At 71.7% G+C, this 24949-nt stretch carries 25 protein-coding genes; 6 read left to right on the forward strand and 19 right to left on the reverse strand.

The genetic code is table 11. The annotated features are described in order from the left end of the window. Positions 1 to 62 precede the first annotated feature (62 nt). From AC0QR5_RS05045 to clpS, 8 genes are all read right to left on the reverse strand, one after another. Positions 63 to 1067, reverse strand: a complete 1005-nt coding sequence (locus AC0QR5_RS05045) for a 3'-5' exonuclease (RefSeq protein WP_329860962.1) — start codon at positions 1065 to 1067, stop codon at positions 63 to 65. 10 nt (positions 1068 to 1077) lie between these two features. Beyond that, complete coding sequence (locus tag AC0QR5_RS05050; RefSeq protein ID WP_329860963.1) at positions 1078 to 1779, reverse strand: DedA family protein; 702 nt, start codon at positions 1777 to 1779, stop codon at positions 1078 to 1080. 117 nt (positions 1780 to 1896) lie between these two features. Next, on the reverse strand, positions 1897 to 2544 hold the full coding sequence (gene rdgB / locus AC0QR5_RS05055; protein WP_430970707.1) for an RdgB/HAM1 family non-canonical purine NTP pyrophosphatase: 648 nt from the start codon (positions 2542 to 2544) through the stop codon (positions 1897 to 1899). Beyond that, positions 2541 to 3302 (reverse strand): ribonuclease PH, encoded by a 762-nt coding sequence (rph, locus tag AC0QR5_RS05060; RefSeq protein WP_329860965.1) that lies wholly within the window; start codon positions 3300 to 3302, stop codon positions 2541 to 2543. The genes rdgB and rph overlap by 4 nt, the downstream gene beginning before the upstream one ends. Positions 3303 to 3326: 24 nt before the next feature. Then, positions 3327 to 4187 carry an MBL fold metallo-hydrolase gene (locus AC0QR5_RS05065; protein ID WP_329860967.1) on the reverse strand — a complete coding sequence of 287 codons (861 nt, stop codon included), beginning with the start codon at positions 4185 to 4187 and terminating at the stop codon, positions 3327 to 3329. Further along, positions 4184 to 5110 carry a glutamate racemase gene (murI, locus tag AC0QR5_RS05070; RefSeq protein WP_329860968.1) on the reverse strand — a complete coding sequence of 309 codons (927 nt, stop codon included), beginning with the start codon at positions 5108 to 5110 and terminating at the stop codon, positions 4184 to 4186. The genes AC0QR5_RS05065 and murI overlap by 4 nt, the downstream gene beginning before the upstream one ends. Positions 5111 to 5174: 64 nt before the next feature. Continuing rightward, positions 5175 to 5753, reverse strand: a complete 579-nt coding sequence (locus tag AC0QR5_RS05075) for a DUF2017 family protein (RefSeq protein ID WP_329860969.1) — start codon at positions 5751 to 5753, stop codon at positions 5175 to 5177. 3 nt (positions 5754 to 5756) lie between these two features. Beyond that, positions 5757 to 6053, reverse strand: coding sequence for an ATP-dependent Clp protease adapter ClpS (clpS, locus tag AC0QR5_RS05080; protein WP_329861029.1), 297 nt, complete (start codon positions 6051 to 6053; stop codon positions 5757 to 5759). A 99-nt stretch (positions 6054 to 6152) separates the two neighbouring features. On the opposite strand from clpS, the gene AC0QR5_RS05085 reads away from it, so the two are divergent. Continuing rightward, on the forward strand, positions 6153 to 7466 hold the full coding sequence (locus AC0QR5_RS05085; RefSeq protein ID WP_329860971.1) for a nicotinate phosphoribosyltransferase: 1314 nt from the start codon (positions 6153 to 6155) through the stop codon (positions 7464 to 7466). Positions 7467 to 7475: 9 nt separating this feature from the next. Next, positions 7476 to 8168: an isochorismatase family protein gene (locus AC0QR5_RS05090; RefSeq protein WP_329860972.1), complete on the forward strand. Its 693-nt coding sequence runs from the start codon at positions 7476 to 7478 to the stop codon at positions 8166 to 8168. 6 nt (positions 8169 to 8174) lie between these two features. Here the strand turns inward: AC0QR5_RS05090 and AC0QR5_RS05095 are convergent, their stop codons facing one another. The 6 genes from AC0QR5_RS05095 to AC0QR5_RS05120 all read right to left on the reverse strand — a co-directional run bounded on the left by AC0QR5_RS05095 (position 8175) and on the right by AC0QR5_RS05120 (position 15622). Next, positions 8175 to 9956: a DEAD/DEAH box helicase gene (locus AC0QR5_RS05095; RefSeq protein ID WP_329860974.1), complete on the reverse strand. Its 1782-nt coding sequence runs from the start codon at positions 9954 to 9956 to the stop codon at positions 8175 to 8177. A gap of 112 nt (positions 9957 to 10068) precedes the next feature. After that, the gene (locus AC0QR5_RS05100) at positions 10069 to 10371 is read right to left on the reverse strand and encodes a DUF3039 domain-containing protein (protein ID WP_430632849.1); all 303 of its coding nucleotides are present in this window, start codon (positions 10369 to 10371) and stop codon (positions 10069 to 10071) included. Positions 10372 to 10419: 48 nt separating this feature from the next. Beyond that, positions 10420 to 11991: a transporter gene (locus AC0QR5_RS05105; RefSeq protein ID WP_329860976.1), complete on the reverse strand. Its 1572-nt coding sequence runs from the start codon at positions 11989 to 11991 to the stop codon at positions 10420 to 10422. Beyond that, on the reverse strand, positions 11973 to 12752 hold the full coding sequence (locus AC0QR5_RS05110; RefSeq protein WP_329860977.1) for an ABC transporter ATP-binding protein: 780 nt from the start codon (positions 12750 to 12752) through the stop codon (positions 11973 to 11975). The genes AC0QR5_RS05105 and AC0QR5_RS05110 overlap by 19 nt, the downstream gene beginning before the upstream one ends. Positions 12753 to 12865: 113 nt before the next feature. Beyond that, a complete protein-coding gene (locus tag AC0QR5_RS05115; RefSeq protein WP_329860978.1) occupies positions 12866 to 13771 on the reverse strand; it encodes a tetratricopeptide repeat protein in 906 nt (301 codons plus the stop codon). A 51-nt stretch (positions 13772 to 13822) separates the two neighbouring features. Continuing rightward, positions 13823 to 15622 (reverse strand): hypothetical protein, encoded by a 1800-nt coding sequence (locus AC0QR5_RS05120; protein WP_430970706.1) that lies wholly within the window; start codon positions 15620 to 15622, stop codon positions 13823 to 13825. A 163-nt stretch (positions 15623 to 15785) separates the two neighbouring features. Between AC0QR5_RS05120 and AC0QR5_RS05125 the strand changes: the two genes are divergently transcribed. The 4 genes from AC0QR5_RS05125 (at position 15786) to AC0QR5_RS05140 (ending at position 19985) form a co-directional block, all read left to right on the forward strand. Next, positions 15786 to 17117, forward strand: a complete 1332-nt coding sequence (locus AC0QR5_RS05125) for an AI-2E family transporter (protein ID WP_430632844.1) — start codon at positions 15786 to 15788, stop codon at positions 17115 to 17117. 449 nt (positions 17118 to 17566) lie between these two features. Continuing rightward, complete coding sequence (gene nucS / locus AC0QR5_RS05130) at positions 17567 to 18262, forward strand: endonuclease NucS (protein WP_329860983.1); 696 nt, start codon at positions 17567 to 17569, stop codon at positions 18260 to 18262. 50 nt (positions 18263 to 18312) lie between these two features. After that, complete coding sequence (locus tag AC0QR5_RS05135; protein WP_329860984.1) at positions 18313 to 19548, forward strand: N-acetylglucosamine-6-phosphate deacetylase; 1236 nt, start codon at positions 18313 to 18315, stop codon at positions 19546 to 19548. Positions 19549 to 19781: 233 nt separating this feature from the next. After that, positions 19782 to 19985, forward strand: coding sequence for a cold-shock protein (locus AC0QR5_RS05140; protein WP_329860985.1), 204 nt, complete (start codon positions 19782 to 19784; stop codon positions 19983 to 19985). A gap of 63 nt (positions 19986 to 20048) precedes the next feature. Here AC0QR5_RS05140 and AC0QR5_RS05145 read toward each other — a convergent pair whose 3' ends face one another. From AC0QR5_RS05145 to atpA, 5 genes are all read right to left on the reverse strand, one after another. Beyond that, positions 20049 to 20480 carry a DUF2550 domain-containing protein gene (locus AC0QR5_RS05145; RefSeq protein ID WP_329860986.1) on the reverse strand — a complete coding sequence of 144 codons (432 nt, stop codon included), beginning with the start codon at positions 20478 to 20480 and terminating at the stop codon, positions 20049 to 20051. Positions 20481 to 20487: 7 nt separating this feature from the next. Further along, positions 20488 to 20772, reverse strand: coding sequence for a F0F1 ATP synthase subunit epsilon (locus AC0QR5_RS05150; protein WP_329860988.1), 285 nt, complete (start codon positions 20770 to 20772; stop codon positions 20488 to 20490). A gap of 2 nt (positions 20773 to 20774) precedes the next feature. After that, positions 20775 to 22235 carry a F0F1 ATP synthase subunit beta gene (gene atpD, locus AC0QR5_RS05155; RefSeq protein ID WP_329860989.1) on the reverse strand — a complete coding sequence of 487 codons (1461 nt, stop codon included), beginning with the start codon at positions 22233 to 22235 and terminating at the stop codon, positions 20775 to 20777. 51 nt (positions 22236 to 22286) lie between these two features. Then, complete coding sequence (locus tag AC0QR5_RS05160; protein ID WP_329860990.1) at positions 22287 to 23177, reverse strand: F0F1 ATP synthase subunit gamma; 891 nt, start codon at positions 23175 to 23177, stop codon at positions 22287 to 22289. 69 nt (positions 23178 to 23246) lie between these two features. Then, complete coding sequence (gene atpA, locus AC0QR5_RS05165; protein WP_329860991.1) at positions 23247 to 24884, reverse strand: F0F1 ATP synthase subunit alpha; 1638 nt, start codon at positions 24882 to 24884, stop codon at positions 23247 to 23249. Positions 24885 to 24949 lie beyond the last annotated feature (65 nt).

The following is a 24949-nucleotide window of genomic DNA, read 5'->3' on the forward strand; positions in this document are numbered from 1 at the left end:
CGCCGTCGTCGGGCCCGGCGGCCACCCGGCCCGGCGCGAGGACATCCCGGCGTCCGCCGGGCTCAGCGTCCGCTCGGCCAGGACCCGCCGACCATCTGCAGGAACTCGCCTTCGGAGAGCACCTCGATCCGCTGCCCGGCCTCTTGGAGCCGGAGCACGTGGCGCGCCTTGGACGTGAGGCGCCCGCCGCGCAGGTCCGCGGCCGTGAAGCCGTCGCCCACGACCAGCACGCTCGTGGAGCGCGTGACACGGCTCGCCGTCGTCGCCCCGGCCTGGGCGGCCCGGTTCTTCGCCTCGGGCCGGCTGATCCCCAGGTTGCCGGTGAAGACCACCGTCTGGCGGAACAGCGGATGAGCGGGATCGGCTGCGGGATTGGCGGGCGGGTTGGCGCCTTCCTGCGGCCACACCGCCCAGTCCGGCTGCTGCGGGACGGCGCCGCCGGCGGCGCGCCAGTTCAGGGCGTCCGCCGTGGCCTTGGAGACCGGGTCCCCCGGCGTGTAGGCGGGCGAGCGGCCGGAACCGGCGGAGACGCCGTCGAGCAGGACGGGGACGTCCGGGGCGCCGTGGATCCGCCCGATGTCGATCATGATCCCGGCGCACGCGCGGGCGTCCTCCACGGCGTCGTGGTGGTGGCGCAGCGGGACCCCCGCGGCCTCGGCCACGAAGGGCAGCGAGTAGGACGGCAGCTGGTAGCTGCGGCGCGAGAGGATCACGGTGCACGCGTAGTCGAAGGCCGGTCCCGGGAGCCGGGAGACCTCGAGCGCGGAGCGGATGACGCCGACGTCGAAGGCCGCGTTGTGGGCGACGAGCACGTCGGAGCCGATGAAGTCCGCGATGTCGCCGAAGAGCTCCCCGAACCGCGGCGCACTCGCGACCCGGTCCGCCGTGATGCCGTGGATCTGGACGTTGCGCGGATCGAAGTGGTCATAGCCCTCGGGCGGCCGCATGAGCCAGGAGGCCTCCTCGACGATCCTCCCGGCGCGCACCTTGCTCAGGCCGACGCTGCAGGCGGAGCCGCGGAAGCCGTTGGCGGTCTCGAAGTCGATGGACGTGAAATCGTAGGACATGGGGATCCGCTCAGAGCACGTCGTCCGGGCCGGACGCGGGCGTCGCCGACCGCCGTCGGCGCAGCCTGGCCACGATCCACGCGAGCACGAGCAGCGCGACGACGACGATGACGATCCGCTGGAAGACGGACGCGTACTGCTCCACGACGTGCCACTGCTCGCCGAGGTAGAAGCCGGCCATGACGAAGATCGTGTTCCAGATGAGGCTGCCGGCCGTGGTGAGCGCGATGAACTTCCACTGCGCCATGGACGTGACGCCGGCCGGGATCGAGATCAGGCTGCGGAAGATGGGGATCATGCGCCCGAAGAAGACGGCCTGGGGACCGTGCCGGTCGAACCACGCCTCCACCTTGTCGACGTCCTCGAGGTTCACGAGCGGGAGCCGGCCGAAGAGCCAGCGCGTCCGGTTCCGCCCCAGCGCGCGTCCCACCCAGTAGAGGGCGACCGCCCCGACGACGGAGCCGAGCGTGGTCCACAGCAGCGCCTCGAAGAGCGTGAACGAGCCCCGGCTCGCCGTGAACCCCGCCATGGGCAGGATCAGCTCGGACGGCAGCGGCGGGAAGAGGTTCTCGAGCGCGATCGCGAGTCCGGCGCCCGGCGCCCCGATGACCTCCATGAGGTGGACGGACCAGTCGGCGAGGTCGCTGAGCCAGCTTCCCGAGGACGGCGCGGCGGGCGCGGCTGTGGCGGCGGTGGGGGCAAGGAGGTTCATCACCTACCAGTGTGCCCTAGTTCCCCGCCCCTGCCGCCCAGCGCCGCCGGCCGTGTGGCGAAGTCCTCACCTCCGCGTGGCGGGCCGGGCGGGTGGCGGCCCGCCCGGCCCGGGGGCTCAGGGGCGGGCCTCGAGCGCCCCGACGACGGCGGGCAGCAGCGCGCGGAAGGCCTGTCCGCGGTGGCTGATGGCGTTCTTCTCGGCCGCCGTGAGCTCGGCGCAGCTGCGGTCCAGCCCGGCGGGCAGCAGGATCGGGTCGTAGCCGAATCCGCCGTCCCCGCGCGGCTCGGTCAGCAGGCTCCCCTCGAGCCGGCCGATCTCGACGGCGTCGCCGCCGCCGGGCACGGCGAGGGCTGCCGCGCAGACGAAGGCCGCCCCGCGGTGCGGCGCGTCGATGTCGGCGAGCTGGGCGAGGAGGAGTCCGAGGTTCGCGGCGTCGTCCCCGTGCCGGCCGGCCCAGCGCGCGGAGAAGATGCCGGGCGCTCCGCCGAGCACGTCGACCGCCAGGCCGGAATCGTCGGCGAGGGCCACGAGCCCCGTGGCCTCGGCCACGGCCCGGGCCTTGAGCAGCGCGTTCTCGGCGAACGTCGTGCCGGTCTCGGCGACGTCCGGGCCGCCGACCGCCGCGGCGTCGACGACCTGGGTCTCGACGTCGAGCCCGGGAACCTGGCCGCGCAGGAGCTCCCGCAGCTCCCTCAGCTTGCCCTGGTTGTGGGTCGCGAGGACGACGACGGGGCCCCCCGGCGCCCCGGGGGCGGCGCTCATGCGCGATCCCCGAGCGCCTCGCGCTGGATGAGGGCGAGCTCCGAGGTCCCCGCCAGGGCGAGGTCGAGCAGGCGGTCCAGCTCGTCCCGGTCGAACGGCGCGCCCTCGGCGGTGCCCTGGACCTCGATGAACCGCCCGTCGCCCGTGACGACGACGTTCATGTCCGTCTCGGCGCGCACGTCCTCCACATAGGGCAGGTCCAGCATCGGGACGCCGTCGATGATTCCGACGCTCACCGCGGCCACGGAGTCCTTGAGGACCTGTGCCTTGGCCGGGACGAGCTTCTCCGAGCGGGCCCAGGACACCGCGTCCGCGAGCGCGACGTAGGCGCCCGTGATGGCCGCCGTGCGCGTGCCGCCGTCGGCCTGGAGGACGTCGCAGTCCAGCACGATGGTGTTCTCGCCGAGGGCGGAGGTGTCGATGATCGAACGCAGCGAGCGGCCGATGAGGCGGGAGATCTCGTGCGTGCGCCCGCCGATCCGGCCCTTGACGGACTCGCGGTCGGAACGGGTGTTCGTGGCGCGGGGCAGCATGGCGTATTCGGCCGTGACCCAGCCGCGGCCCTCGCCCTTGAGCCAGCGCGGCACTCCGGCGGTGAAGGAGGCGGTGCACAGGACGCGCGTGTTGCCGAACTCGATCAGGGCCGATCCCTCGGCCTGCTGGGACCAGCCGCGCGTGATGGTGATGGGCCGCAGCTGTCCGGGCGTGCGGCCGTCGGCGCGCACGATGGTGGTGGTGTCCTGGGGGGATTCAGTCATGCCCCCAGTCTTTCACGGCGGGCGCTAGCGGTGGAGCGGGTCGCCGGCCTTCGGGCCGGCCTTCGGCTCGGCGAGCCGGTCGCCGGACCAGACGCCGTAGGTGACGCCCGAGACCGCGACGGCCAGTCCGCCGTCGTACGTCTCCCGGGCCTCGTCGACGACCGTGTTCACGCTCGTCCACACCGGGACGTGGGTCAGCAGCAGGCGGCGCGCCCCGGCCTCCGTGGCCATCAGGCCCGCCCGGCGCCCGGTGAGGTGCACGCCGTCGATCGCGTCGTCGCGGCCCTCCTCGAAGGCCGCCTCGCACAGGAACATATCGGCGTCGCGGGCCGCCTCGACAAGCCCCTCGCACGTGTCCGTGTCGCCCGAGTAGGCCAGGACCGAGGTCCGTACCGTGCCGTCGGAGAGCGGTTCGGAGGCCTCCACCCGGATGGCGTAGGCCTCGTCCACGGGGTGGCGCGCCTCGTGGGCCGTGATCGTGAACGGCCCGAGCCGCACGGGCTCGCGGGCCGTCCAGTGGCGGAAGTCGAAGTCCTCGTGCATGCCCGGGTCGAGTTCGAGCCCGTACGCGGTCGCCATCCGGTCCGCCGTGGCTTCCGGCCCCCACACCGTGATCCGCTCGCGGCCCCAGCCCGCGGGGTCCCAGTGGACGGCGACGTGCAGGCCGCAGAGGTCCATGCAGTGGTCCGGGTGGAGGTGGGAGAGGAAGACCGCGTCGATGTCCCTCAGGTCCATGTAGCGCTGCAGCACGCCGAGCGAGCCGCTGCCGAGGTCCAGGAGGACCCGCCACGGGCGCTGGCCGTCGTGGGCCGTGACGAGGTAGCAGGAGGCCGGGGACCCGGGGCCCGGGAACGAGCCCGTGCAGCCGACGATCGTGAGCTTCATCCGATCCCCCCGCGGGCGGCGGCCCGCTCGATCATCTCGGGGGTGATCCGGGCGATCGACCCCGTCGGGTAGCGCGCCGCCACGTGGTCGACGTGCTCGACGCCGAGCACCTCGGGCCCCAGGAAGCGGCGGGCCAGGACCTCGAAGGAGGCCGCGTCCCCCGTCGCGACGAAGTGGTGGCTCGGGGCCGTGCCGCCAGGCCGTGACAGGCCGTGGCGCATGAGCGCCGCATAGACGTCCTTGGCGGTCTCCTCGGCGCTCGAGACGAGCGTGACGTTGTCCCCCATGACATAGGACAATACGCCCGTCAGGAGGGGATAGTGCGTGCACCCCAGGACCAGCGTGTCGACGCCGGCCTCCTTGAGCGGGGCGAGGTACTCCTCCGCGGTCGCCAGGAGCTCCTCCCCCGTCGTGACGCCCCGCTCGACGAACTCCACGAAGCGCGGGCAGGCGGCCGAGTGGATCCGCAAGTGGGGAGCCGCGGCGAACGCGTCCTCGTAGGCGCGCGAGCCGACGGTGGCCTGCGTGCCGATCACCCCGATCCTGCCGTTGCGCGTCGCCGAGACGGCCCGGCGCACGGCGGGCTGGATGACCTCGACGACGGGGATCCCGTAGCGGTGGGTGTAGCGCTCCCGGGCATCGCGCAGCACGGCAGAGGAGGCCGAGTTGCACGCGATGACGAGGAGCTTGACCCCGGAGTCCACGAGCTCGTCCATGACGCCGAGCGCGTTGGCCCGCACCTCGGCGATGGGCAGCGGCCCGTACGGGCTGTTCGCGGTGTCCCCCACGTACAGGGTGGACTCGTTCGGCAGCTGGTCGATGACGGCGCGCGAGACCGTCAGGCCTCCGACGCCGGAGTCGAAGATGCCCAGGGGCGCCGATGCCTGCGGCCCGGCCGGTCTGATGCGGGGTTCGTCGGTCATGATCTACAGAGGATACTGCCTGCGCCCGCGGCCGGCAGCGGCCGCGGGCGGGGTGTGGCACGGCTCACAGGGTGTCGGCGAGCGCCTGCATGAGCGATTCCTGCAGCCACGTGGTGAAGTTGTAGACGAGCGCCAGGTACTCGTCCACCGTCTCGGCGGCGCTCCAGTCCTCCACCGCGTGGACCCGTTCGGCGTCCTCCTCCGTCTCGACGCCGAGGCGCTGGGCCAGCACGAGCCGGACGTCGTTCAGCGCCGCCGCGAAGCGGACGGCCGCCGCCTCGTCCAGGACGACGGTCGGCGACTCGAGCGCGAGCGCCGCGCCGCGCAGGGCGGCGGTCTTGGTCTCCCGCAGCCCCCGCTCGGTGAGGCGGCGGAACTCGAGGGCGGCCCCGTCGTCGTCCCTGATCGCGTCCGGGAGCAACCGCAGCTCGGCCCCGTCCCGCGGCGCGGCGGCCGGGACGGCATGGGCCGCCGGGTCCATCCCGGTCAGGGCCCACAGGGGGTCGGTGTCCGCGCCGGCCGCGGGCTGGTCCGGTTCGAGGATCGTCACGACGTCGTTGAAGAGGCCGCGCAGCAGCTCGCGTTCCGCCTTCTCGAGGTGGCAGCTGAGGCCCCGGGGCGTGTTCTTGAAGGCCTTCGCCACGCGTCAGGCCCCGTCCGCGCGGGTGAACGTGGCCCAGAGGCCGAACGCGTGCATCGCCGCGACGTCGGACTCGATCTTCTCCAGGGGGCCGGAGGCGACCACGGACCGGCCCTGCTCGTGGACCTCGAGCATCAGTGCGTCGGCCTTGGCCTTGCTGTAGCCGAAGTGGCTGCGGAACACGTAGCTGACGTAGCTCATGAGGTTCACCGGGTCGTTCCAGACGATCAGCACGTACGGGACGGCGAGGTCCCTCAGCTGCTCGGTCTCCTCGCGCGGGAGCACGTCGGTGGGGGCTGTCATCAGGGGCATGTCACCCATTCTACGGCGGGTGCGGGGAACTAGAGTGGTCGCTGAACGGCCCGTCGAGGGCCACGCCAGCCGTCCCCAGGAGATACGCCCATGTGGCAGCAGCCGACCTCGCTCTTCACCGACCACTACGAGCTCACGATGCTCCAGGCGGCCCTCCGCTCCGGCGCGGCGCACCGGCGCTCGGTGTTCGAGGCCTTCGCCCGCCGCCTGCCGGACGGCCGCCGCTACGGCGTCGTCGCGGGCACCGGGCGCATCCTGGAGGGGCTCGAGCACTTCCGCTTCGGCGCGGAGCAGATCGACTTCCTGCGCTCCACGCGCGTCGTCGACGAGGCGACGCTCGAGTACCTCGAGGGCTTCCGCTTCACGGGCGACATCTACGGCTACGCCGAGGGCGAGCTCTACTTCCCCAACTCGCCGATCCTCACGGTCGAGTCGACGTTCGCGGAGGCGTGCGTCCTGGAGACCTTCATCCTCTCCGTGCTCAACCACGACTCCGCGATCGCCTCCGCGGCGTCGCGCATGGTCGCCGCGGCCGGGAACCGCCCCTGCATCGAGATGGGCTCCCGGCGTACGCAGGAGGAGTCGGCCGTCGCCGCCGCCCGCGCCGCCGTGATCGCCGGCTTCGACAGCACGTCCAACCTCGAGGCCGGCCACCGCTACGGGCTCAAGACGGTCGGGACCGCGGCGCACTCGTTCACGCTCCTGCACGACTCGGAGCGGGCCGCCTTCGAGGCGCAGGTCGCCGCGCTCGGCCGGGGCACCTCGCTGCTCGTGGACACGTACGACGTCGAACAGGGCGTCCGCACGGCCGTCGACGTCGCGGGGCCGGAGCTGGGCGCCGTGCGGCTCGACTCCGGGGACCTCGTGGAGCAGGCGCGCTGGGTGCGCCGGCTGCTCGACGACCTCGGCAACGACCGCACCCGGATCATGGTCACCTCCGACCTGGACGAATACGCGATCGCCGCCCTGCAGTCCGCCCCCGTCGACGCCTACGGGGTCGGCACGGCGCTCGTGACCGGCTCCGGGGCGCCCACCGCCTCCATGGTCTACAAGCTCGTCAGCCGGACCAACGACGCGGGCGAGTACGTCGACGTCGCCAAGGCCGCCGAGAACAAGGCCAGCGTCGGCGGCCGCAAGAGCGCCGTGCGCCGGCTCAACGAGCGCGGCCGGGCGACGGCCGAGCTCGTCGGCATCGGGGAACGGCCGGACGCCGACGCCAACGACCGCGATCTGCTGTGCCGCTTCGTCACGGGCGGTGAGCTCCACGAGGGGTGGACGGGCGCCGAGGGCGTCCGCCGCGCGGCGCTGCGGCACCACGATTCGGTCCAGGAGCTGCCCGGCGTGGCCCGGCGGCTCCAGCGCGGCGAGCCCGTCATCCCGACGCGCTTCATCGACGAGGTCTAGGAGGAGCCCATGGACACGCGGGGACACGGGAGCGGCGGGGCGGCCGGCCCAGGGCAGCACGCGGAGGGTCCGGCGCGTCGCGCGCTCGTCGTCGTCGACGTGCAGAACGACTTCTGCGAGGGCGGATCGCTCGCCGTCGCGGGCGGGGCAGCCGTCGCGGAACGGATCGAGGCCTTCCTCGCGCAGAACCGCGGCGGCTACGACGCCGTGGCCGCGACCCAGGACTGGCACATCGACCCGGGATCCCACTTCTCGGCCACGCCCGACTTCCGCGACAGCTGGCCCGTCCACTGCGTCGCGGGCACCCCGGGCGCCGATCCCCACCCGGGGCTGGGCCCCGCCGTCGTCCGGGGCGCGATCGACGCGTTCTTCCGCAAGGGCCGCTTCGAGGCCGCCTATTCGGGGTTCGAGGGCCGGCTGGCCGCCGCCGGCGCGCCCGGGACGGACGAGGCGGGTGCCGGCGGTCCACTGCTGGGCGACTGGCTGCGCGCGGCGGGGATCGCCGCGGTGGACGTCGTGGGGATCGCGACCGACTTCTGCGTCCGCGCCACGGCCCTCGACGCCGCGACCGCGGGCTTCGCCGTCCGCGTCGTCATGCCGCTGACCGCGGCGGTCCACCCCGAGGGGATCGAAGCCGTCGCGGCCGAGTTGCGCGGCGCGGGCATCGAGGTCCTCGACGGGGTGCCGACGCCGCGGGGCTGATACCGCTCAGCGGCGCCCGACGAACCAGTCCTGCAGCTTCCCGAGCCGCTGCGTCAGCTGCTCGGCGCTCGCCTGGGCCACCGCTGGCCCGCCGCAGACCTCGCGCAGCTTGGTGTGGATGACACCGTGCGGCGTCCCGGTCCGCGCCGACCAGGCGGAGACGTTCTTCGCGAGCTGGTTGCGCAGGTCCATGAGCTGGCGGTGGTCCACGACCCCGGGCTCCTCGTGCGCGCCCTGCACGGCGGCCTTGCGGCCCCGCCGCGTGACCTGCTCCTGCTGGCGCTGCCGCAGCAGCGTGCCGACCTGCTCGGCGTCGAGCAGCCCCGGGATGCCGAGGAAGTCCTGCTCCTCCTCCGAGCCGACGAGTCCGCCCGTGCCGAACTCGCCCCCGTCGAACAGGACCCGGTCGAAGGAGGCCTGCGACTGGAGCGCTTCGAACTTCTGCTGGGTGAGGGAATCGGAGGCCTTCTCCTCGCGGTTGGCCTCGTCCATCATCGCCTCTTCCGGGATGAACTCCGGATCGTCCACGTGCTGCTCGGGGCGGTCCAGGGCATGGTCGCGCTCGAGCTCCATCTGGTTGGCGAGTTCCATGAGGACCGGGACCGAGGGCAGGAAGACGGAGGCCACCTCGCCGCGCTTGCGCGAGCGGACGAACCGGCCGACGGCTTGGGCGAAGAAGAGCGGGGTCGACGTCGAGGTGGCGTACACGCCGACCGCGAGCCGGGGCACGTCGACGCCCTCGGAGACCATGCGCACGGCGACCATCCAGCGGTCGCCGCCGGTGGAGAACGCCTCGATCTTCGAGGAGGCCTTCGCGTCGTCGGAGAGGATCGTCGTGACCTTCTCCCCCGTGATGCGGGCGAGCTGCGCGGCGTAGGCCCGGGCATCGTCGTGGTCGGTCGCGATCACGAGCCCGCCGGCGTCGGGCACCGTGCGCCGCACCTCGGTCAGCCGCCGGTCCGCGGCGGCGAGCACGGCGGGGATCCACTCGCCCTGCGGGTCGAGCGCCGTCCGCCACGCGTGGGCGGTGATGTCCTTGGTGAAGCCCGCGCCGAGCTGGGCCTCCATTTCCTCGCCCGCCGACGTCCGCCAGCGCATCTGCCCCGAGTAGGCCATGAACAGCACGGGGCGGACGACGTGATCCTTGAGGGCGTTGCCGTATCCGTAGGTGTAGTCCGCCTTGGAGCGCCGGATGCCCTCGCGGTCCTCGGCGTACTCGACGAACGGGATCGCGGCGGTGTCGGAGCGGAACGGCGTACCGGTGAGCGCCAGGCGCCGCGTCGCGGGCTCGAAGGCCTCGCGGATTCCGTCGCCCCAGCTCAGGGCGTCGCCTCCGTGGTGGATCTCGTCCAGGATCACGAGCGTGCGGGCGGCCTCGGTCTTGGCCCGGTGCAGGAGCGGCTTGCTCGCGACCTGCGCGTACGTCACGGCGACCCCGATGAAGCCCGCGCCGTGGCGCCCGTCGGCGTTCTTGAAGTTGGGGTCGATCGAGAGGCCGATCCTCGCCGCGGCGTCGGCCCACTGCCGCTTGAGGTGGTCGGTCGGCGCGACGACCGTGATGCGGTTGACCGTGCCGGCGTCCACGAGCATCGCAGCGATGCGCAGCGCGAAGGTCGTCTTGCCGGCGCCCGGCGTCGCCACCGCGAGGAAGTCCCGGGGAGCCCTCTCGATGTAGAGCTCGAGCGCCTCCTGCTGCCAATGGCGCAGCTTGGGCGCGGTGCCCCATGCCGCCCGTTCGGGGTACGCGGGCGGCATGCTTTCGCCCACGTGGAACAGGGCTTCGTCCACGGATCGGCTCCTTCAGGGGTACGACGTCGGATGGCGGAGTGGGCGCGCGGGTGCGGTTCCGCCCGGGGCGGCCCGGCGTCACCGGGGAAACGGGGCGGGCCCGGCGCTGCGGCTACTTGCCGCCGTCGTCCCCGCCGGCGCCGAAGCCCTCGTAGATCGCCTTGCAGTCGGGGCAGACCGGGAACTTCTGCGGGTCGCGACCCGGGACCCAGACCTTGCCGCACAACGCGATCACGGGCTCGCCGGTCAAGGCCGACTCCATGATCTTTTCCTTGCGGACGTAGTGCGCGAAGCGCTCGGCATCGCCGGGTTCGACGTGTTCGCGCAGCTGCTCGCGCTCGATCGTGGCGGTTCCGCCACCGGTTCCGGGGTCGCGCGGATCGTTCTCGAAGGGATCCGGGGGCAGGCTGCTCATGGACCCCAGTCTACCAAGACGGCGGGGCGCGCCCGCCGGATCACCACGCTACTTGTTGGCGACCGTGGCCTGCATGAGCTCGGGCAGCCTCGCCTCCCACCAGCGCCCGCCGACGCGCAGTCCGATGCCCAGGAACACGGCGCCCAGGACGAGCCCGGCCGCCAGGGCGAGCCAGCCGTACAGGGCCTGCCCGGTAACGAGGTAGGCGATCATCAAGCCGATCTCGGGCAGAAGGAGCACGCCCATGACGGCGAAGATGGCCAGCTGCACGACGGCCATCCTCACGCCGTTGCCGGGCGGGGTCTTGAAGGGGCTGTCGCCGGGCTGCGGCACGCCGTAGGTGAAGCGGGCCGAGGCGATCGAGGAGACCCCGAAGGCCGTCAGGAGTCCGCCGAGCGCCATCCCGAGGACGGCGGGGAGGATCTCCGCGCGGTCCAGCAGCAGGGCGGGGACCACCGCGGAGAGCAGGACGACGGGGAGCGCGACGACGGCGCAGGCGAGCACCCGGCCCAGCCGGTCGTCGAGGCCCTTCAGGCCCGTGGCGACGTGCAGCGCGAACGCCGTGCTGTCGTACGAGATGTCCGCGGAGATGCTGAAGCCCATGAGGACAGCGATGATCGGCGCCGCGAAGAAGAGCGCCGTGAAGTCCCCGGACTGCGCCGACCAGTACCAGAGCAGGAACGGGATCAGCGGCACCATAACGACGCTGACCGCGTAGCGCGGGTCCTTGAGCCAATAGGTCAGGCAGCGCGCGGCGACCGCGCCCCAGGGCGTCGCCGGGAAGAGGCGGAAGGCACCGGGGCCCTTGGCCGCCTGGCCGCCGCCGGTGGACTGGGCCGGAGACTCCATGGCCCGCAGCAGCAGGACCTTCCAGCCCCACACGATGACGGCGAGGTAGGCGAGCGAGACGGCGAAGCGCGCGGCCGCGAGCGCGGGCTGCCCGGCGGCCAGGTCCGAGGGGACGGCCGCGAAGGAGCCGAGGGGCGTCCAGCCGAGGACGCCGGTGATGGCCGGCAGCCAGTCCAGGGCGCTCTCGAAGCCGTCGCTGACGCGGTCGATGATGGGCCCGAGGAGCAGCAGCGGGACCATCAGGAGGACGACGGAGATCTCGCGGAAGCGGCGGTTGGCGGTGAGGGCGGTGGCGGCGGTGGTGGTGAGGCGCGCCAGCGCCATGCAGAGCAGGGTGGCGAGGATGCCGCAGAGCACCGCGGCCGCGGCCGCCCCGGGGTGCAGCCGCCAGGCGAGCCCCTGCCCCGCGAGCAGGATGAGCGTGATGGCTCCGGGCGTCCCGATGAGCCCGCTCAGGAGCAGTCCGGCCACGAGCTGCCGCGGCGGGATCGTGAAGGTCGTGAAACGTGCGGGATCGAGGGTCAGGTCGACGCCCGTGAGGAGCACGGGGATCAGGGCCCAGCCGAGGACGGCGAGGGAGACCCCGAGGACCAGGACCGTGCCGATGAGCTCTGGATCCTGCCCGCCCAGGAAGGCGAGGCCGATGAGCAGCATGACGGCGATGAACAGGCCGTAGAGGGCGCCGATGACGACGCCGACGAGTTGCCACGGGCTGCGCCTCAGCCCGTTGGCGAAGAGGCGCGCCTTGAGCTTCAGGAGCTGTGCAACCACGAGAGCCCCTCCCGGTCGGCGCGGCCGCCGACGAGCTCGACGAAGCGGTCCTCGAGGCTCGAGCCGGCCCGGACCTCGTCGACGGTGCCCGAGGCGAGCAGGTTGCCCTGGGCGATCACCGCGACGTGCGAACACATCCGCTGCACGAGGTCCATGACGTGGCTCGAGACGACCACGGTGCCGCCGTGGGCGACGTAGTCGGCGAGGATGTCGCGGATATTGGCCGCCGAGACGGGGTCGACGGCCTCGAAGGGCTCGTCCAGGACCAGGACGCGGGGCGAATGGATCAGGGCCGTGGCCAGCGCGATCTTCTTGGTCATGCCGGCGGAGTAGTCGACCACGAGCTTGGCGGAGGCCTCCTCGAGGTCGAGCACGCGCAGGAGGTCCTCCGTGCGCTGTTCCACGGTGGCCGCGTCCATGCCCCGCAGCAGCCCGGCGTAGGTGACGAGCTGGCGGCCGCTGAGCCGGTCGAAGAGGCGCACGCCGTCCGCCAGCACGCCGAGGAGGGACTTCGCCTTGAGCGTGTCGGCCCAGATGTCGACGCCGTGGATCCAGACCTGGCCCGCGTCGGGACGCAGCAGTCCGGTGGCCATGGACAGCGCCGTCGTCTTGCCCGCCCCGTTCGGGCCGACGAGTCCGTAGAAGGAACCGGAGGGGACGTCCAGGCTGATGCCGTTGACGGCCGTCTTGTCGCCGAAGCGCTTGCCGAGTCCGCGGATCGCCAGCGCCGGCGCGGCGGAGGTGCTCTGTTCCTGGGTCATGCCTCGAACCTAGCAGCGCCGGGATCCGACGGTCATCATCCCGACGGACGAACCGCGGACGTCCACCGGAAGGACTACGCCGCCGGTCCCGTGGATCCGCGGGACCGGCGGAGCTAGAAGAGCAGGCGCGCGAGCTTCTGCCGCGCCGCGCCCACACGCGGATCCTGGGCGCCGACGATCCCGAAGTGCTCGACGAGCCGAGCGCGCACCCGATCGCGCTCCTCGCCCGCGGTCCGCCCGACGGCGGAGAGCAGGCGGTTGAACGCGTCCTCGACGTGGCCGCCGACGAGATCGAGGTCCGCGACGGCCAGCTGCGCGTCGACGTCCCCGGGCGCCTCGGCTCCGGCCGCCCGCACGGCGGAGGCGTCCATGACGCTCGTGCGCTCGAGCAGCTCGACGTTGGCCAGCCCCGTGGCCGCCTCGGCGTCGTTCGGCTTCTCGGCCAGGGCCTTGCGGTAGGCCGCCGCGGCCCCCGCGTAGTCGCCCGCGTCGATCTTGTCGAGGGCCTCCTGGTGGGCCGGGGGCAACGGCGCCTCCTCGGCCGGGGCGCCGAACGGCGGCACGGTTCCGGCGGCCCCGTGCTGCGCGCCGAGCTGGAGGAGCTCGTCGAAGAGCTCGCGGAGCTGGGCCTCGGGCAGCGCCCCCTGGAACATCGGCACGGGCTGGCCCTTGACGAGTGCGACGACGGCCGGGACCTGCTGGACACGGAAGGCCTGGACGATGGCGGCCTCGCGGGAGGCGTCGACGGTCGCGAGGACCAGTCGACCGCCGTAGCCGTCCACGATCCGTCCCAGGAGGGCATCGAGCTCGCCCGAGGCGGGCGAGGCGCTGCTGCCGATCGACACGACGACGGGAACCTCGGAGGACAGCTGGACGACGTCCTGGAAGTCGGCCTGGCCGACGGCGCGGGTCCAGCCGCCTCCTGGCGCGCCGCCGGGGGCGGAGGGCTGTCCGGCGAACGCCGACAAGTCGACGGCGCCTCGGCTCGACGCGGCGGCGGGCTCGGGGGTGGTGCTCATGCGGAAGGACCTCTCTCTACCGTGGGGTGTTCTCGTCGAAACGGGCCGCGGTCAGCTGCCGACCTCGGCGCCCAGCTGGACGACGTCGCCGCCGATGAGCCGGACCTGCTCGTCGCTGCCCTCCGCCGGCACGTACATCACCAGCGACTCACCATACGTGATCACGGCCTGGTCCTTGGTGCTGGAGGCACCGGCGAGCTTGGCGCTGGCCTCGTCCAGCGACACCGTGCCGCCGTCCTCCTTGGGCTCGGCGGTCATCGTGCTCGTGACGTAGACGCTGACGATCGCCCCGCCGTCGGGAGTGGAGGAAGCCGTGATCGAGTCCCGGTCGACGCTGCGGGCGTACGTGATCCGGGCATCGTCGTTGTCCTCGGCCACCTCGGTCTGCGCCAGGTGCGTTGCGTCGATGAAGACGCTCTTGGCGAACGAGGGCGCGTGCTGGTTCTCCGCATTGTCCAGGACCCTGGCGATCCTGTCGGCCGTCTGGGCCGGGGTCATGACGAGGCCGGCGGCGTCCAGGGGAAGGGTCGCGATGGACGGATCGCCCACGGCGATGCCCGGGAACTCCGACCCCGGGAGCATGGACACGGCGGAGACGACCTTGTAGTTCTCGCGCGGCGACTCCTGCCGCAGGGTCAGCACCTGCGGGACCGTGGCGTCCTGGCCCTGCGTGACGACCGTGACCGTGCGCGGCCAATCCGTGCTCGTCGTGACCGCCGCCGAGAGGACGGGGCCGGCCGCCACCGGGACCGGCGCCGCAATGTCCACCCCGTCGGAGCGGTGCTCGTAGTTGGTCTTCCGCAGCTCCAGCGCCCGGCCCGCGAAGCGTCCCGAGAGGTCCTTGGAGTCCTGGGACTTGTCCCCGGTCGCGGCGGCTCCCTCCACGGACTCGAGGATGCGCTCGAGCTGCGTCTCCAGGAGCACGGCAGGGACGGCCGGTTCGCTCCCCGGATCGGCGGGGGTGGTTCCCTCCGGCGAGGCGTCGCCGTCCGTCGGCTCGGATGGATCGGCGCCTTCCGAGGCGGGGGCGCTCTCGGAGGCCGCTTCCGAGGGGCTCGGCGTGGCGGAGGCCGGCGCGGCCGGCAGCAGCGCCATCAGCGCGGCGGCCGCGACGGCGGCGAGGCGGCGCACGGGCCGTGCGGGGGCGGCGGCGGAGGTGCGTTCGGTCTGGGCCGTCGTTGCAGCCCCGGCCCGCTGCGGGGCCCCGCCCTGACCGGTCGGCGCGGTGGCCCGGGCCGGGCCACCCCGACCGCGTCCGCCCCGGCCGGCGCGGACGGCCAGCGCCAGCCCGAGCACGATCAGCAGGGCCCCGGCGATGATCGCCGGCACGGCGAAGGGCGTGCTCGCGTCGTTCGGCCACGTGACGGTGATGGTCGCCGGTGCGGGCTCCGTGCCGTCGGCGGACAGCAGGAGGGACCAGTCGCCCTCCGCGGGCTCGGTCCAGCGGTGGACCAGCTGGCCGTCGGCCGTTTCAGTGGCGACCCAGAGATCGGAGCCGGCGGGATTCGGGACCTCGGCCTCTCCGTCGACGTACTCGGCGTTGAGGATCCATTCCTCGGCGTCCACGCCGGAGACGACGTTGTGCCGCGCGTCCCCCACCCACGCCTCGACGTCGCCGCTGCGGCCCAGCGCCGCGGTGAACTCGCCGCTCGACTCGATGGTGATGTCCACCGCATCGGCGTGGACCTCGCCGACCGCGGGCTCGATGACCGTCAGCGGAGCGTCCTGCAACGGGGCGGAGAGGGTCGCTGTCGCGATTTCCGGCGGCGCCCAGAAGGTCTTCTGGCCGATGCCGACGAGGAGGGCGGCGGCACCCAGCAGGAGCGCCACCACGGCTGACAAAATACGCACTGAACTACACCTAACGGAAGGGGTCGATGAACGGCCACGACGCCGCGGTGGGCACACGGGTGCGCACCGCCGCTTCCCAATGATAACGAATTGGTTACCGCAGCGGTTCCCCGCTGTGTCCCGAACCACGGGGGAAGCCCCGGCGGGCCGGTAGGCTCGACCCGTGACGAAGGACGAGAAGGACAACTCCCCCGGGGCCTCCCTGCCGCCGGAGCCGGTCGCGGCCGGGGGCGGCGGCGAACCGGCCACGACCCACCAGCCCCCCGTCGAGCCGGCGCCGCAGGAGGCGCCCCTCCGGACGGCAAGCGGCACTCCGGCGACGCCCGCAGCCGTCGCGGCCGCGCCGGCGGGGCTGCGCGACCGCGTCCGCCGCCTCCTGGCGCTGCCACCGCGATACCCGCACTACGACATGCCCCCGGAGCCGGAGGGCGACGAACCGGAACGCCAACTGGGGTCCGCGACGCTCCGCCACCCGGTCCAGACGGGCTTCATGGGCACCGTCGGCGTGGGGCTCGCCCTGCTCGGGTACTTCGTCCTGACCAACGTCGGGCCGCTCCTCGTGTGGATCTCCCTCGCGCTCTTCATCGCCCTGGGCCTGGATCCGATCGTCCGCTGGCTCGAGAAGCGCGGCGCCCCCCGGCCGCTGGGCGTCGTCGCCGCCGTGCTGCTCCTGGCGGCGGCCTTCGCGGCCGTCTTCGCGACGCTCATCCCGACCATGGTCGACCAGACTGCCCAGTTCGTCGCCCGGGCCCCCGGATTCGTCGACGACTTCCTGAATTCCGAGTTCTTCCTCACCGCGGACCAGCAGTTCCAGGTCAGGGACCGGCTCGAGGAGGAGGTCAACAAGTTCTTCTCCAATCCGGACAACGTGGGCGGGCTCTTCGGCGGCGTCATCGGGGCCGGTACCGTCATCGCGCAGGGCATGTTCGGGGCGCTGACCGTCCTGGTCCTCGCCGTGTACTTCCTGGCCTCGCTCCCCGCGATCAAGGTCTGGGCCTACCGCCTCGCGCCGCGCTCGAAGCGGAACCGCGTCCAGGCCCTCTCGGAACAGATCACCAACAGCGTCGGCAACTACGTGATCGGCCAGGCGTTCGTGGCGCTCGCGAACGCCACCTACGCCTTCATCCTCATGAGCATCACGGACGTCCCGTTCTCGCTGCTGCTCGCCGTCGCCGTGGCCCTGCTGGCCTTCATCCCGCTCGTGGGAGCCGTCACGGCCGGGATCCTCGTCTCGCTCGTCGCCCTCACCGCGGGATGGCAGACCGCCGTGGTCTACGCCGTCTTCTACTTCGCCTACCTGCAGTTCGAGGCCTATTTCATCTCGCCGCGCGTCATGCAGAAGGCCGTCGCCGTTCCCGGAGCCGTTGCCGTCATCGCCGTCATCGCGGGCGGCGCGCTCATGGGAATCGTCGGGGCGCTCATGGCGATTCCCCTCGCGGCGGCGTCGATGCTCCTGCTGCGCGAGGTCTTCATCGCCCGGCAGGACCGCCTCTGATCCCGGGCCGCGCCACGGCGAACCCGCCGGCCCGGGCGCGGAAGCCCGGCTAGTAGCCGGCTCCCGTCTGGCGCGTCGCCCAACAATGCGTGTGCCAATGCCGCCGATCGGCCGCCGCGCGATCGTCGCCCCGCCAGTCGTCCGCACGCCAGGCGACCAGATGCGCCGTCCCGGGCGGGATGGCACGGTGGCACCCGGGACACGTGTAGTCCTTGCCGGCGCGCGCCGGAGCGATCGAGCGCACGTGCCACTGCCCGTCCCGTCCCGACTGGAGCTGCGGCAGGCCGTAGCGCGAGCGCTCGAGTGGCGCCCCGGCGTCGTCCTCCGCCCTGGCCCACTTGTTGCCCGCGCGTCCGGACGCGGAGCGGCGCGGTCGATTGGAGCGGGGCATGCCCCTATTGTGCAACACGGGTGCCGAAGCGCCCGCACCGAGCCGGTAGAGTGCTCGTGTGCGTTTAGTGATTGCCCGCTGCTCCGTGGACTACGAGGGCCGCCTCCGCGCCCACCTTCCCCTCGCGACCCGGCTCCTCATGGTCAAGGCCGACGGCTCCGTGCTCGTCCACTCCGACGGCGGCTCCTACAAGCCCCTGAACTGGATGAGCCCCCCGGCCTCCATGCGGTCCGTGCCCGCGGACGAGGAGGACGCCGCCGCCGGCGTCGCGGAGGTCTGGAACGTCCAGCACGCCAAGAGCGACGACCGCCTCGTCATCCGCATCCACGAGAAGATGCACGACTCGAGCCACGAGCTCGGGATCGATCCCGGGCTCATCAAGGACGGCGTCGAGGCGGACCTCCAGCGCCTCCTGGCCGAGCAGATCGAGACCCTCGGCGCCGGGTACACCCTGGTCCGGCGCGAATACATGACCGCGATCGGCCCCGTGGACATCCTGGCCCGTGACGCCGGCGGCGCCACGGTCGCCGTGGAGCTCAAGCGGCGCGGCGACATCGACGGCGTCGAGCAGCTCACGCGCTACCTCGAGCTGATGAACCGCGACCCCCTCCTCGCCCCCGTCCGCGGCGTCTTCGCGGCCCAGCAGATCAAGCCCCAGGCCCGCACCCTGGCCACGGACCGCGGCATCGAGTGCATCACCCTCGACTACGACGCGATGCGCGGGGTCGACGACTCCGCGTCACGCCTGTTCTAGGCCCGGTCCCCACCGTCAAGGCCACGGGGACCGGCCCCTATGATGGTTCCATGTACTCGGACGGAAGCGCCTCCCACCGCTGGATCCCCGGCCACATCATCGCCGACGGCCTCGACATCCCCGACGGCGTCCTGGCCCTCGAAGGGGACCGGATCGCCTTCACCGGAACGGCCGCGGAATTCGCCGAGTGGGAGGAGCGCGAGGACTTCGAACGCGTCGACGTGCCTGCCGGCTCCCTCCTGCTGCCCGGGCTCATCGACCTGCACTGCCACGGCGCCAACGGCGGCGACTTCCCCGCGGGCGACGAGGCGGCCGCCCGGCGGGCCGTTGACTTCCTGCACCGTTCCGGGACGACGACGCTGCTCGCGAGCCTCGTGACCGCCGACCGCGCCGCGATGCTCGATGCCGCCGGCGTGCTCGCGTCCCTCGCCGAGGAGGGGCTGCTCGCCGGCGTCCACTCCGAGGGCCCCTACGTCTCCACGGTCCGCTGCGGCGCCCAGGATCCCGCCCACATCTCCGAGCCGGAGCCGGACTTCGTGGACGAACTCGTCGAGGCGGCGCGCGGCCAGCTGCGGACCATGACGTACGCGCCCGAGCTCGACGGCGCCGATGCCCTCGTCGAGCAGCTCGCCTCCCACGGCGTCGTCCCCTCCCTCGGGCACACCGACGCCGATGCCGCGACGACGGCGGCGTCCCTGCGGCTCGCCGCCGAGGAGCTCTCCTCGGCGGGATTCGACGGCTACACCGAGAAGCCGACGGTGACCCACTTGTTCAACGGCATGCCGCCGCTGCACCACCGCTCCCCCGGCCCCGTCGCGGCGTGCCTCGAAGCAGCCGCGGCCGGGGGCGCCGTCGTCGAGCTCATCGCCGACGGCGTGCACCTGGCCCCGGACACGGTACGCACCGTGTTCTCCCTGCTCGGGGCCCAGAACATCGCGCTCGTGACCGACTCCATGTCCGCCGCCGGACTCCCGGACGGCGACTACGAGCTGGGTCCGCAGCAGGTCAGCGTCCGCGGCGGCGAGGCACGGCTGGGCGCCGGCGGCTCCCTCGCCGGCGGGACCGCCACGATGCTCGACGTCCTGCGCTCCACCGTGGCGGCCGGCGTCCCGCTGCAGGTCGCCGTCGTCTCCGCGACGTCCGTCCCGGCCGCCGTCCTGGGCCTGGCGGACGAGGCGGGCTCCCTCCACCAGGGATTCAGCGCCGACGTGCTGGTGCTCGATCCCGGACTCGGACTCCTGGGCGTCTACCGCCAGGGGCGCCGGCTCGACCCCCTCGGGGACTGACGCCCCGCACCGACGTGAAACCGGACATTCACGAAACGTTGGCCTAAAACCGTTGCCTAGCCAACGCCGGTATGTGATGCTGGACTCAGTCTTTGTGTTGGTGTTTGTCATACCCGCAAAGCAGGTTGCGGGTGTGGAAGCCGCGGCTCCGGCCGCCGGGTTCCTCGCATCGGTACCACCCGGCCGGAGTGAGGTGCTTCGGCCGTACGCGCTACACCGTAGGAGAAACACGCATGGCACAGGGAACCGTCAAGTGGTTCAATGCCGAAAAGGGCTTCGGATTCATCACGCCGGACGGCGCCAAGGACGACGTCTTTGTGCACTATTCGGAGATCCAGTCGAACGGCTTCCGCACGCTCGAGGAGAACCAGCGGGTCCAGTTCGAGATCGGCGAGGGCGCCAAGGGGCCGCAGGCCACCGGCGTCTCGGCGCTCTAGACCGGACCGCAGCTCCGCCAACGCCAAGGGGCGCCACCTGTGAAGGTGGCGCCCCTTGGTGCGTTAACGCCAGGTCCCGACCCCGACGACGGGACCGGCCTCGAGCCATGAACTGAGGCCCGTGTACGCGCCGTAGTCCATCGCCAGCAGGACGCTCTCGCCGCGGTAGTCGAGCGTGACGACGACGCTGCCAGGCTGGATCCGACCGGACTCCTCGTCCAGCGGATCGCGCCAGCCCCTGAGCTCCAGCGACGAACGGAGGAACCGGCGCCGCGGCACCGGGGAAACGGAGAAGAGCCGCAGGAACTCCAAGTGGTTCTCCCCGTAACGACAAACCCCCATCATCCACCGCCCGGAGGCGGTGGAGATGGAGGCGTCGAACGTGCCCAGGGCGCGCCGCAGCTGGAAGCGGCGCAGCCCCATGGCGCCGAGGGCCATCAGGATCAGCAGCAGGGCTGCGGCCAGGATGGCGAACGGGAGGCCGACGTCGTTCAAGGCAGGACTATCGGTTTCCTGCCGTGGCGGACTCGTCGATCTGCGCGTTGTCGGCGACGATCACCACGCGGTCCTTGTCGACGGAGAAGAATCCCCCGTCGGCGTTGACCACGATGCGGGCACCCTGGACGGGCTGGATCTCGAGGACCCCTTCCGCCAGGATCGCGAGCACCGGGGTGTGGCCCGGCAGCACGCCGATCTCGCCGTCGCTGGTGCGTGCCTTGACCATGGTCGCCGCCCCGGACCACACGAAGTGGTCCGCGGCGACGATTTCGACTTCGAGTTCGGCCATGGCTACTTGGTCTGTTCCTGGATCTTGGCCCAGGCCCGCTCGACGTCGTCGAGCCCGCCGATGTTGAAGAAGGCCTGTTCCGCGACGTGGTCGAGGTCGCCGTCGCAGATGGCCTTGAAGCCCTCGATCGTGTCCTTGATGGACACGGTCGAACCCTCGACGCCGGTGAACTGCTTGGCGGTGTAGGTGTTCTGCGACAGGAACTGCTGGATGCGGCGCGCACGGGCCACGACGATCTTGTCCTCCTCGGACAGCTCGTCGACGCCGAGGATCGCGATGATGTCCTGCAGCTCCTTGTTCTTCTGCAGGATCTGCTTGACGCGCACGGCCGTGTCGTAGTGGTCCTGGCCGATGTACTGCGGGTCCAGGATGCGGGACGTCGACGTCAGCGGATCGATCGCCGGGTAGAGGCCGCGCGAGGCGATCTCACGCGAGAGCTCGGTCGTGGCGTCCAGGTGGGCGAACGTCGTGGCCGGGGCCGGGTCGGTGTAGTCGTCGGCCGGGACGTAGATGGCCTGCATCGACGTGATCGAGTGGCCCTTGGTCGACGTGATGCGCTCCTGCAGGAGGCCCATCTCGTCGGCCAGGTTCGGCTGGTAGCCCACGGCGGACGGCATGCGGCCGAGCAGGGTGGAGACCTCGGAGCCGGCCTGCGTGAACCGGAAGATGTTGTCGATGAACAACAGCACGTCCTGGTTCTGCACATCGCGGAAGTACTCCGCCATGGTCAGGGCCGACAGGGCCACGCGCAGACGCGTGCCCGGCGGCTCGTCCATCTGGCCGAAGACGAGGGCGGTGTCCTTGAGGACGCCGGCCTCCTCCATCTCGACCCAGAGGTCGTTGCCCTCGCGGGTCCGCTCGCCCACGCCGGCGAACACCGAGGTGCCGCCGAAGTTCCGGGCCACGCGGGTGATCATCTCCTGGATGAGCACCGTCTTGCCCACGCCGGCGCCGCCGAACAGGCCGATCTTGCCGCCCTTGATGTACGGGGTCAGCAGGTCGATGGACTTGATGCCGGTCTCGAGCATCTCCGTGGAGCCCTCGAGGGTCGCGAAGGCCGGGGCCTTGCGGTGGATCGGCCAGCGCTCGGTGACCTGGAGCTCCGACTCCTCCACGTCCAGCGGCTTGCCGAGGACGTTGAAGATGTGGCCCTTGACGCCGTCGCCGACGGGGACGGAGATGGCGGAGCCCGTGTCCTGGACGACAGTGCCGCGGACGAGTCCGTCGGTGGCCTGCAGCGAGATCGCGCGGACCAGGTTGTCGCCGAGGTGCTGGCTGGTCTCGAAGGTGATGGTCTTGGTCTCACCGTTGAGCGTGATCTCGGTGGTGAGCGCGTTGTAGATTTCGGGAAGGGCGTCGGCCGGGAATTCGACGTCGACGACCGGGCCGATGACGCGCGCGATGCGGCCGGTGGCTCCCGGCGCCGCGGCGGCGGTTCCCTGCTCGTTGAGTTGGGCAGTCATCTCTCTCACTTCGCTTGGGTGTCTAGCGTTGGTTAGGTGTGTCGGCCGGGTCTAGGCGCTCAGGGCGTCGGCGCCGGCCACGATTTCGGACAGTTCCTGCGTGATCTCCGCCTGGCGCGCGTTGTTGCGCAGCCGGGTGTACTTCTTGATCAGCTCGCTGGCGTTGTCCCCCGCGGACTTCATCGCCCGCTGGCGGGCGGCGAGCTCGGAGGCGGCAGCCTGCAGGAGGGCCGCGAAGATCCGCGACTCGATGTAGCGGGGCAGCAGCGCGTCGAGGACCTGTTCGGGTTCCGGCTCGTACTCGTAGAGCGGCAGCAGGTCCGATTCCTGGACGACGTCCTCCTCCACGACCTCCAGCGGCAGCAGTCGGATGACCGCGGGCTCCTGGACGACCATGGACTTGAACTGCGTGTAGACCACGTGGATCTCGTCCACGCCGCCTTCCTCGTAGGGCGTGTTGAACGCCTCGAGCAGGGCGGCGCCGATCTCGCGGGCGGTCTCGAACTCCGGGGCGTCCGTACCGCCGGTCCACACCTGCACGTACTCGCGGTCGCGGAAGTCGAAGTACGCCTGCGCCTTGCGGCCGACCAGGTAGTTCTTCACTTCCTTGCCCTCGCCGCGCAGCAGCTCGGCCAGGGCCTCGGCCTGCTTCAGGACGCTGGCGGAGTACGATCCGGCGAGCCCGCGGTCGGACGTCAGCACGAGGACCGCCGAACGCCGGATGTGCTCCGGCTCGGTGGTCAGCGGGTGCTCGACCTCGGACTGCGATGCGACGGCGGAAACGGCACGGGTGATCGCATTGGCGTACGGCAGCGAGGCCGCGACGCGTCCACGCGCCTTGCCGATGCGGGAAGTGGCGATCAGTTCCATCGCCTTGAAGATCTTGCGCATCGACGACGTCGAGGAGATCTTCTGGCGGTAGACCCGAATCTGGGCTCCCATGTTTATCCTTTCCTTGCCCTGGGGCGGGGCGGCCGGCGGCTCACGCCGGCCACCCCGCCGTCAGGGGCGTCAGCGCTTCTGCCGGACGATCTTCTCTTGGTCCACGGACTCTTCGCCCAGGGCGTCGTGCTCCTCGTGGCCGGCGGCGACCAGCTTGTCGTCGCCCTCCCCGAAGAAGCCCTTCTTGAAGTCCTCGATCGACGCCTTCAGCGCATCGACGGTGGACTCCTCGAGCTTGTTCGTCTGTGCGATCGTGTTCAGCACGTCCGTGCGGTGGCGCAGGTACTCGATGAACTCGCCCTCGAAGCGGCGCACGTCCTCGACGGGCACGTTGTCGAGGTAGCCGTTGGTACCGGCCCACACGGAGACGACCTGGTCCTCGACGGCGAACGGGGCGTACTGCCCCTGCTTGAGCAGCTCCATGAGACGGGCGCCGCGGGTCAGCTGCTGGCGCGACGCGGCGTCCAGGTCGGACGCGAACATCGCGAACGCCTGCATGTCGCGGTACTGGGCCAGCTCGAGCTTCAGCGTGCCGGAGACCTGCTTCATGGCCTTGACCTGCGCGGCACCGCCGACGCGGGACACCGAGACGCCGACGTCGACCGCCGGGCGCTGGTTGGCGTTGAAGAGGTCCGACTGCAGGAAGATCTGCCCGTCGGTGATGGAGATGACGTTCGTCGGGATGTAGGCCGAGACATCGTTGGCCTTGGTCTCGATGATCGGCAGGCCGGTCATCGAACCCGCGCCGAGCTCGTCGGAGAGCTTGGCGCAACGCTCCAGGAGGCGGGAGTGCAGGTAGAACACGTCGCCCGGGTAGGCCTCGCGTCCCGGCGGACGGCGGAGCAGCAGGGAGACGGCACGGTAGGCCTCGGCCTGCTTGGACAGGTCGTCGAAGATGATGAGGACGTGCTTGCCCCCGTACATCCAGTGCTGGCCGATCGCGGAGCCCGCGTACGGTGCCAGGTACTTGAAGCCGGCCGGATCGGAGGCCGGGGAGGCGACGATCGTCGTGTACTCCAGGGCGCCGTGGTCCTCCAGCGTCTGGCGGACGGCCGCGATCGTGGAGGCCTTCTGGCCGATCGCGACGTAGACGCAGCGGACCTGCTTGGAGACATCGCCCGAAGCCCAGTTGGCCTTCTGGTTGATGATCGTGTCCACGGCGATGGCGGTCTTGCCGGTCTGGCGGTCGCCGATGATCAGCTGGCGCTGGCCGCGGCCGATCGGGATCATGGCGTCGATGGCCTTGAGCCCGGTCTGGAGCGGCTCGTGGACCGACTTGCGCTGGGTCACGCCCGGAGCCTGGAGCTCCAGCGCGCGGCGCCCCTCGGCCTGGATGTCGCCCAGGTCGTCGATGGGGGTGCCGAGCGGGTCGACCACGCGGCCGAGGAAGGCGTCGCCGACGGGAACGGAGAGGATCTCCCCCGTGCGGTGCACTTCCTGGCCCTCTTCGATGCCCGTGAAGTCACCCAGGACCACGACGCCGATTTCGCGGGTGTCGAGGTTCTGGGCCAGGCCCAGCGTTCCGTCTTCGAAACGCAGCAATTCGTTGGCCATGACGGAGGGGAGGCCCTCCACCTTGGCGATGCCGTCGCTTGCCGTGGTGACCCGGCCGACCTCGACGCGCTGCGCGGTGCCCGGTTCGTAGGACGCCGCGAAGTCGGTCAAGGCATTGCGGACGTCGTCGGCGTTGATGGTCAATTCGGCCATCTGCAGTCCCTGCTCTCCTGTGTTGTGATCACCGCGCGGTCCGCGCAGTGAACGATGTGTGGTTC

The sequence above is a fragment of the Arthrobacter sp. J156 genome (genome assembly GCF_056172865.1).

Coding starts and splice junctions, on each gene's coding strand:
- AC0QR5_RS05115 (WP_329860978.1), bottom strand. CDS start 13,771: ATGAGCACCACCCCCGAGCCCGCCGCCGCGTCGAGCCGAGGCGCCGTC.
- AC0QR5_RS05050 (WP_329860963.1), bottom strand. CDS start 1,779: ATGAACCTCCTTGCCCCCACCGCCGCCACAGCCGCGCCCGCCGCGCCG.
- AC0QR5_RS05090 (WP_329860972.1), top strand. CDS start 7,476: ATGGACACGCGGGGACACGGGAGCGGCGGGGCGGCCGGCCCAGGGCAG.
- AC0QR5_RS05150 (WP_329860988.1), bottom strand. CDS start 20,772: ATGGCCGAACTCGAAGTCGAAATCGTCGCCGCGGACCACTTCGTGTGG.
- clpS (WP_329861029.1), bottom strand. CDS start 6,053: ATGACAGCCCCCACCGACGTGCTCCCGCGCGAGGAGACCGAGCAGCTG.
- rdgB (WP_430970707.1), bottom strand. CDS start 2,544: ATGAGCGCCGCCCCCGGGGCGCCGGGGGGCCCCGTCGTCGTCCTCGCG.
- AC0QR5_RS05065 (WP_329860967.1), bottom strand. CDS start 4,187: ATGAAGCTCACGATCGTCGGCTGCACGGGCTCGTTCCCGGGCCCCGGG.
- AC0QR5_RS05135 (WP_329860984.1), top strand. CDS start 18,313: ATGTACTCGGACGGAAGCGCCTCCCACCGCTGGATCCCCGGCCACATC.
- AC0QR5_RS05110 (WP_329860977.1), bottom strand. CDS start 12,752: ATGACCCAGGAACAGAGCACCTCCGCCGCGCCGGCGCTGGCGATCCGC.
- AC0QR5_RS05045 (WP_329860962.1), bottom strand. CDS start 1,067: ATGTCCTACGATTTCACGTCCATCGACTTCGAGACCGCCAACGGCTTC.
- rph (WP_329860965.1), bottom strand. CDS start 3,302: ATGACTGAATCCCCCCAGGACACCACCACCATCGTGCGCGCCGACGGC.
- AC0QR5_RS05100 (WP_430632849.1), bottom strand. CDS start 10,371: ATGAGCAGCCTGCCCCCGGATCCCTTCGAGAACGATCCGCGCGACCCC.
- murI (WP_329860968.1), bottom strand. CDS start 5,110: ATGACCGACGAACCCCGCATCAGACCGGCCGGGCCGCAGGCATCGGCG.
- atpA (WP_329860991.1), bottom strand. CDS start 24,884: ATGGCCGAATTGACCATCAACGCCGACGACGTCCGCAATGCCTTGACC.
- atpD (WP_329860989.1), bottom strand. CDS start 22,235: ATGACTGCCCAACTCAACGAGCAGGGAACCGCCGCCGCGGCGCCGGGA.
- AC0QR5_RS05160 (WP_329860990.1), bottom strand. CDS start 23,177: ATGGGAGCCCAGATTCGGGTCTACCGCCAGAAGATCTCCTCGACGTCG.
- AC0QR5_RS05085 (WP_329860971.1), top strand. CDS start 6,153: ATGTGGCAGCAGCCGACCTCGCTCTTCACCGACCACTACGAGCTCACG.
- AC0QR5_RS05140 (WP_329860985.1), top strand. CDS start 19,782: ATGGCACAGGGAACCGTCAAGTGGTTCAATGCCGAAAAGGGCTTCGGA.